The organism is uncultured Paraglaciecola sp. (genome assembly GCF_913058035.1).
Lineage (GTDB): Bacteria > Pseudomonadota > Gammaproteobacteria > Enterobacterales > Alteromonadaceae > Paraglaciecola.
In genome coordinates, this window is record NZ_CAJXPA010000197.1 from 1 (window position 1) to 7,223 (window position 7,223).

Sequence of the window (7,223 nt, forward strand, 5' to 3'; positions counted from 1 at the left end):
GGAGACGGGAGCTAGTATAACTTGTTTATTAAGTATGAACGAGTTTTGATACGAAATGACCACTATGTTATCGATGGACGAACGTGAAAACATGCGTCAGGCGGTGATTGATGACAGAACTGATTGGCTGGTTAACTTGGTCTCAGAAAAATTCAGTCATCATAAAGTTAGCATAGATGTTAAAATCGTTTGGCACAATCGGCCTTACGAAAGCATCATTTATGAAGTAATAGACAAGGGTTATGACTTAATTGTCAAAGGTACCCAGCAACACGATTCATTAAAATCAGTCATTTTTACTCCTACTGACTGGCACATTATGCGTAAAGCGCCTGTTCCTGTGTTGTTGGTAAAAGAGCATGATTGGCCATGTGGTGGACAAATATTAGCTGCAATTAATGTCGGTGTGGATGACGATAATCATATATCGTTAAACGAAGAAATCACTAAACAAGCATTACATTTTGCTAAATTATTGTCTTCGAACGTTCATTTAGTGAACTCATTTCCTGGAACACCCGCTAATATAGTTATCGAGATCCCAGAGTTTGATCCGACTACGTATGATGAATCTGCAAAGTTACATCACGAACAATGCATGCAAGTCCATAGTGAAAAACATCATATAAACAAGCAACACTGTCATGTGGCTATTGGTTTGCCAGAAGACGTGATCACACAGTATGCAGAACAATTAGATGCAGAACTTGTTGTATTAGGCACTATTGGTCGACAAGGTATTTCAGCTGCGTTACTAGGTAACACCGCAGAACATGTAATAGATAAACTAAATTGTGACGTACTGACGATTAAACCGTATGGTTTTGTATCGCCAGTCAAATGGTAATTATAACCCAGAGAAAATTAGTGTTTCAGGCCACTTAGTAATGATTTTTTGTAAGCAACGATTGCCGGAATTAAAGATAGTAAAATGGCTGCTATAGCGGCTATTAAAAAGAATTGTCCTACTGCAAATAAGTTTGCATAAGGGCTAATGTATAAAGCAAAGTGTTTCTCAAGTAGTGGTTGTCCAAATATCAAAGTGATAGTCACTAATAAATATCCTGCTAGTGCACCTAATAATGTTAGTAATAGGGCTTCAGCCCCGATCAATAAAATAATGATGTGAGCTTTAGCACCTAATGCTCGCAATACTGCTAATTCTCTTTCTCGCTCTTTCATGGAAGCCAATAACATAGTGGTCATGCAAATGAGAGCAGTAGCTAAAATCAACCATGAAATAACTTTTAAGCTAATTTCGACCGCGCCCACTATTTTCCATAATTCCCGCAAGGCCAAAACGGGTAAAATTGCACTTAGAGGCTCTTGTGCATATTGGTTAATATCTCGCTGCAAACTTAAGACCGAAATTTTATTTTTACTGCCCAACAAAAAAGCACTAAGCCGTGGTTGATATTTTTTTCCAAGAGGCACCGAAGCTAACAGTTCATCATCAACATGTTCTGCTTGGTGAATGATGTCGGTACTTTGTAAAGGAATATACAGAGATTGATCAGCAGGAGTGCCAGTGGAATTTAAAATACCCACCACCTTAAATGGATGATCATCGTGATGTGTAAAGCTAACTTTTCCTGTGCCATGAGACATAACTATCGATTGATGAAGGTTATATCCTAAATTTTTGGCCACATCTGCCCCTAACACTACCTCATATAAACGTTTGAAAGGTGCGCCTTGCGTAAAAGAAACTTTTTGTTTGTCAGCATACTTAAAATATTCAAAATAATCATTTGTGGTGCCGATAACAGAAAATCCCTCATGGGAATCTCCCATCAAAAGTGGAACCGTCCATGCAACTTGACTTTTATTAACAACATCTTGGTAACTATTCCATTGAATGTTAGTACTAGGGTTTCCAATTTTAAACACAGAAAACAATAACAAATTTACCCCACTGGTGCGGCTGCCCACAATCAAATCAACACCCGATATTGTTCGTTCAAAATTATTTTTTACCTCGGCGCGTAAGTGCTCAACACCGATTAGCACCAGCATACTAATCCCAATTGAGGTACACGTTAAAGTAGCCATAACTCGTCGTGACCATAAACTTGCCAACACCAATTTAAATAACATCAGTTTCACTCCTTCTAAGCTGTAACTGTGCTAAACCAAGTTGTTGATCAAAATGTGACGCCAAAGACATATCATGGCTAACAAATATAACCGTTGAGGATTGAGCACAGTCTAAAAGAAGATGGATAAATTTTTCTCTGGTTTGGGTGTCTAATGCCGAGGTAGGTTCGTCGGCAATGATCAACTCAGGGGAACCATATAAAGCTCTTGCAACTGCAACACGTTGTTGTTGGCCGACACTTAATTCAATGGATTTTTGTTTAAGTAAATGACTGTTTAATTCTAGCCGCTCACAAATAGAGGCTAATTGGTCAGACTGTTGAGTATTTTTAGTATTTTTAAATCGTTGTGCCAAAAGTATATTTTGTTCGGCTGATAGGTAAGGTAATAAATTAAACTGTTGAAATATTATGCCAATATTATTTGCTCTAAATGTATCTTTTTGAGTTTGGCTTAATTCACTCATATCTTGTCCTAAGACTTGTATGTTGCCAGTATAGCGGCTTTGAATGCCAGAAATTAAATTTAGTAAAGTAGACTTTCCTTCACCTGAACGACCGTATAAAAAAACTTTCTCTGTTGTTTTCACCTTCCAATCAGGTATGTGTAGAGCAAAATCACTTTTTTTTGACCACGTAAAAAACAGATCTTTTATTGATAAACTATAAGGCATACAAACAACACATAAAAACAACATATCCAATAAATAAAGGTTTAGTTTAGAAACAGAGATTTTTTAAGTATAATTGCCTATCAACCCAAGGGTTACAACCTTTTTAGTCGACTAAACATAAGCAGTACACATGAATCAATTATCCAGCAATAATCAACGACACTCCTTAAGCTTCAATAAATTACAAAAGCGTATTAGGCACAATACAGGCAAAGCGATAGCTGATTTTAATATGATTGAAGATGGCGACAAAGTGATGGTCTGCTTATCTGGCGGAAAAGATAGCTACACCATGTTGGATGTGTTGTTACACATGCAAAAAGTAGCGCCCATTTCTTTTAGTGTTATTGCGGTTAATCTCGACCAGAAACAGCCTGGTTTCCCAGAACACATATTACCAGAATATCTGACTCAGCTTGGTGTCGATTTTGAAGTGGTTGAAGAAGACACTTATTCAATTGTGATAGATAAAGTGCCAGAGGGTAAAACAACTTGCGCTCTTTGCTCTCGTTTGCGTCGAGGCATTCTTTATAACACTGCCACACGTTTAAAAGCCACTAAGATTGCACTGGGCCATCATAGGGATGATATGTTAGAAACACTTTTTCTGAACATGTTTAATGGAGGTCAGTTAAAATCAATGCCACCTAAATTAGTCAGTGATGATGGCAAACAAATGGTGATCCGGCCACTGGCTTATTGCGCCGAGCAAGATATTGCTGCTTATTCGCAATTCCTTGAATTCCCGATCATCCCTTGTAACCTCTGTGGTTCTCAAGAAAACTTACAAAGAAAAGTGATTAAGGGTATGTTGCAAGATTGGCAACAACGTTTTCCAGGCAGGATAGAGTCTATGTCAAAGGCATTACAAAATGTGGTGCCTTCACACTTGGCTGATAACAAACAATTTGATTTTGTCAGTTTAAAAACACAATCAATACCGTTTGAAAATGGTGATATTGGTTTTGATCCACCCGAACTCATCTCACAAGATACAAATTTGTCAAATAAGTCCACGTCTATGGCCAGACCTCTAAACATTACTAATATTTAAGAAAAGGGGTAAATAAATGAAGATCGGTTTAGCATTAGGTAGCGGTGCTGCTCGTGGGTGGGCACATATAGGTGTCATTCAAGCACTAGAAGAAATGGGTATCAATATAGATATCGTGTCTGGATGCTCAATAGGTTCTTATGTTGGCGCCTCATTTGCTTCTGGAAAGTTACCAGAATTAGCTGAATGGGTTGAAAGCCTTACGGATTGGCAAGTGTATGCTTTAATGGGAGTCGGTTTTCATAAAGGAGGATTGATGAGTGGACTGAAAGTGTTTCAAGCACTACAAGAAAATTTCAGTTATGAAACTTTTGAAGAATTAAATAAGCCTTTTGCAGCCGTAGCCACTGACCTATACAGCGGCCGTGAAGTCAATTTTTTAAGTGGTTCTGTAATTGAGGCTGTTAAAGCATCTTGTGCTATTCCCGGTTTATTTCCGCCATTACTGTTTAAGAATAGATGGTTGGTTGATGGAGGTGTCGTCAACCCTATACCTGTTAACATGTGCAGATTGTTAGGGGCTGATATCGTCATTGCGGTCAACTTAAGTGCAGATTTCAGGCCTCAATCTTTAGTTGCTAATACTTTTGACCATGGTAATAACCAAAAAAAGACATCCGATTTTTTTAAACGCAGTCAACAACAAATTCAACAATGGTTTAAAAAGGGTCCAGATTCAGATGCTAAGTCTGAGGAACAGGATTCAGTTTTAAATGAAGAATCTTTAACTAAGGAATATTTAGACATATTAGAACCTGCTAACGTTGAGCACTCAAAACAAGAGGAGTTGATTGCTAAAGACCGTATAGTAATACCTCCCGCTCCTTCTATTATTAATGCTATGACAGGTTCTTTAGATATTTTATCAGCAAGAGTCACTCGGTCTCGTTTGGCAGGCGATCCACCTGATATATTAATCGAGCCTCAACTGCGCGATTTTGGCATGATGGAGTTTTATCGGGCAAAAGAACTGATTGAACATGGTCGAGCTAGTGTGCATAGAGTTGCAGACCAAATTAAGTATCAATTAGGGACTGAATAAGTGTGATATTTAAACAACACAATTGACAGACTCGCGGCCGCTCATTAAGGTAGATACCTAACAAAAAACAAAAACAAGGAATGCCAACATGCCTATTCAAATTAGTTTCGAACTGTCTGACAGTGATCTAGATCATTTTCGTTCAATGATGAAAGCAGCTATGCAAAAAGCCAGTGAGTATCCACCGGCTGAAGTTTTAAAAAAAGCACGTGCCGTTTGCGCTGAAATGGAACAGGCTAGCTTGCCTGATTTTGTTAAACACAGAATGGAGTCTTTAGAAACACTTATATCTGCATTAGAAGATTCAGAATGGCAAATGCCTGAAGATGAAAAAAATGAAATTTTAACTTCCTTAGCTTATTTTAGTGAGCCAGAAGATTTAGTACCCGACAATATTCCAGGATTGGGTTTTGTGGATGACGCTATTATGATTGAATTGGTTATACAAGAGTTGTCACAAGATTTGGCAGCCTATAAGCAGTTTTGTAAGTATAGATTAACTGAAGAAAACCGTCGTGGTGTTGAAGCGAATGTAAATCGTGAAAGTTGGTTGGAGAGTAAGAGAACGGAACTACGCTCCAATATGCGTAGAAATCGCAGTACCAGTGGAAGCAGGCGTTTGTTTTCTAGGATAATGTAGGACCAACAAAAAGGATACACAGGGCAGTTCTATCGTCATGTGTATCCTTAATCATAATTTGTCTCACTAATTATTAACTTAGTTCTTAACAATCGCGGTTATGCGTAACGGCTTATTCGGTAAATACAAACCTTTTTGCTGCATGAACCATGTTTTACTTAAAGTTAACGTCCCTTTTTTATCAACTAAAGTTTGCAGCTCTTCTGGTAATCTCACATCTTCTTCAAAGTGAAATAATAAACCTTCTGGCGCAGGCATCATGAAAGATAAAAAACCACCCATCTCATCAAAAAATGCCTGATACTGCTTAAACAACAATAATAACTCATCATGGTTGTATTGCGTTTTCAAAAAGCTTGGTAACGTTTCTAATTGCACTGACATGTCGCATTGATTGGCCTGATCATCTAATTCGATGATCACCTTGGCTCTGGCCATTTTTAGAATTTTATCCGTAGGTACAGTGAAACGATTATTATTTTCTATTGTTAAGGCAAGTGTTTGTTTTTGTGTCTTTATTTGCGCGCTGCTGACGTGACACAAACGTTTATCAGCAATATGCATAAAACCGAAGGCAAATCTCAATGCATCAGTATCTGGATCGTCAAGTTTCTTTACGTGGCTGTAAAAGCTCGAGTACTCCACATCTAATGTTTCTGCAACTACTTGTGAGTTTAAAAATATAAACCCTAAAATAAGAAATGTTATTTTCAAATTGATATTACCATATGTTTTCTATTTACTCGTAACATGCTTCTCAGCTCGTCAATATATTCTTGACCTCGTTCAGAGTAGCTTAATAAGCCTGAAGCTAAGGCTACAGCTGTGACTGGCTTTCCGTCCTGTCTTAGATTTTCTCTAATCATTCTTAAATCTTTATAAGCATAATGACGATTAATATTACGCATGTAAGTCATCACCGCGTGTGATAAATCTGTAAACTTTGCAACCTCATGTTTTGCGTCATCGTCACGTTGTTTAGGCACAAAACCGCAGCCTTTTTTAAAACACCAAAGTCCAAAAAAGTTATAACCCTGTTGAGCAAATCTTGAAGCTCCCCAGCCAGATTCATTTGCAGCTTGAACCAGAATAAGTGCTTCTGGTATGGAATCTACCCTTCTAATCAACATTTCTATTGTCTGTTCTAAAGATAACTCTTCATCACCAGAAAACTGATACTTTGCTATTAGCTTTTTAAATACTTTTTGCTGATGTTTATTGAGTTTTTCATGTTGCAAAAACATTCCCTGTAAAGCCAACACCATCTGCCGCTCTTTTGTAACTATTTCATTCTGTCTTTGAATTTCAGGTTGTAAATAAGCAAAGAAAGCTCGTTTTTTTTCAATTACATTTGCATAATTAGCAAAACTGGGAACATCTTCCATACTAGCGTCTAAGGTGGCTACGTGTAATCCATCAAGTCTGATAATGTCTTCTGCTGTATCTGTATTTTTAGATTTAAATTGCTGAAGAAAAACTATTAATACTACTGTACTGATAACAATAGCAATAGTTACGAAAGGTATTTTAACCGCATCACGCATGAAATACTCCTTCGTCTTGGTCGGGTTTATCATTTACATCACGCACTTTAACGCCAAATAACTCCCGATATAATATACCTTTCATATTGATGAAAAATGGGATTATCCAGATATAAGCAAAACCAAATGACAAAGCGCCTAATATCAAACAACAATAATATGCTATGTAAAAT

General features: G+C 37.4%; 7 protein-coding genes and 2 pseudogenes. 4 read left to right on the forward strand and 5 right to left on the reverse strand.

What is annotated here, in order from left to right; genetic code table 11:
- Nucleotides 1–847 (forward strand): annotated as a pseudogene (uspE, locus tag QZ562_RS18110) (universal stress protein UspE); the annotation flags it as partial.
- A 17-nt stretch (nt 848–864) separates the two neighbouring features.
- Here the strand turns inward: uspE and QZ562_RS18115 are convergent.
- Nucleotides 865–2,097, reverse strand: coding sequence for an ABC transporter permease (locus QZ562_RS18115; RefSeq protein WP_293763312.1), 1,233 nt, complete (start codon nt 2,095–2,097; stop codon nt 865–867).
- Nucleotides 2,087–2,770: an ABC transporter ATP-binding protein gene (locus QZ562_RS18120; RefSeq protein WP_293763315.1), complete on the reverse strand. Its 684-nt coding sequence runs from the start codon at nt 2,768–2,770 to the stop codon at nt 2,087–2,089. Before QZ562_RS18120 ends, QZ562_RS18115 begins: the two co-directional genes overlap by 11 nt.
- 130 nt (nt 2,771–2,900) lie before the next feature.
- Between QZ562_RS18120 and ttcA the strand changes: the two genes are divergently transcribed.
- The 3 genes from ttcA (at nt 2,901) to QZ562_RS18135 (ending at nt 5,506) form a co-directional block, all read left to right on the forward strand.
- Nucleotides 2,901–3,824, forward strand: a complete 924-nt coding sequence (ttcA, locus tag QZ562_RS18125; protein WP_293763319.1) for a tRNA 2-thiocytidine(32) synthetase TtcA — start codon at nt 2,901–2,903, stop codon at nt 3,822–3,824.
- Between the two features lie 16 nt (nt 3,825–3,840).
- Nucleotides 3,841–4,866 carry a patatin-like phospholipase family protein gene (locus QZ562_RS18130; RefSeq protein ID WP_293763322.1) on the forward strand — a complete coding sequence of 342 codons (1,026 nt, stop codon included), beginning with the start codon at nt 3,841–3,843 and terminating at the stop codon, nt 4,864–4,866.
- Nucleotides 4,867–4,954: 88 nt separating this feature from the next.
- Entirely contained in the window at nt 4,955–5,506 is a 552-nt protein-coding gene (locus QZ562_RS18135; protein ID WP_293763324.1) for a YkvA family protein, read from the forward strand.
- 78 nt (nt 5,507–5,584) lie between these two features.
- Here the strand turns inward: QZ562_RS18135 and QZ562_RS18140 are convergent, their stop codons facing one another.
- From QZ562_RS18140 to QZ562_RS18150, 3 genes and pseudogenes are all read right to left on the reverse strand, one after another.
- Nucleotides 5,585–6,220, reverse strand: coding sequence for a DUF2987 domain-containing protein (locus QZ562_RS18140; RefSeq protein WP_293763326.1), 636 nt, complete (start codon nt 6,218–6,220; stop codon nt 5,585–5,587).
- A complete protein-coding gene (locus tag QZ562_RS18145) occupies nt 6,217–7,050 on the reverse strand; it encodes a glucosaminidase domain-containing protein (RefSeq protein WP_293763328.1) in 834 nt (277 codons plus the stop codon). Before QZ562_RS18145 ends, QZ562_RS18140 begins: the two co-directional genes overlap by 4 nt.
- A pseudogene (locus tag QZ562_RS18150) lies at nt 7,043–7,223 on the reverse strand (hypothetical protein); the annotation flags it as partial. The pseudogene QZ562_RS18150 and the gene QZ562_RS18145, both read right to left, overlap by 8 nt.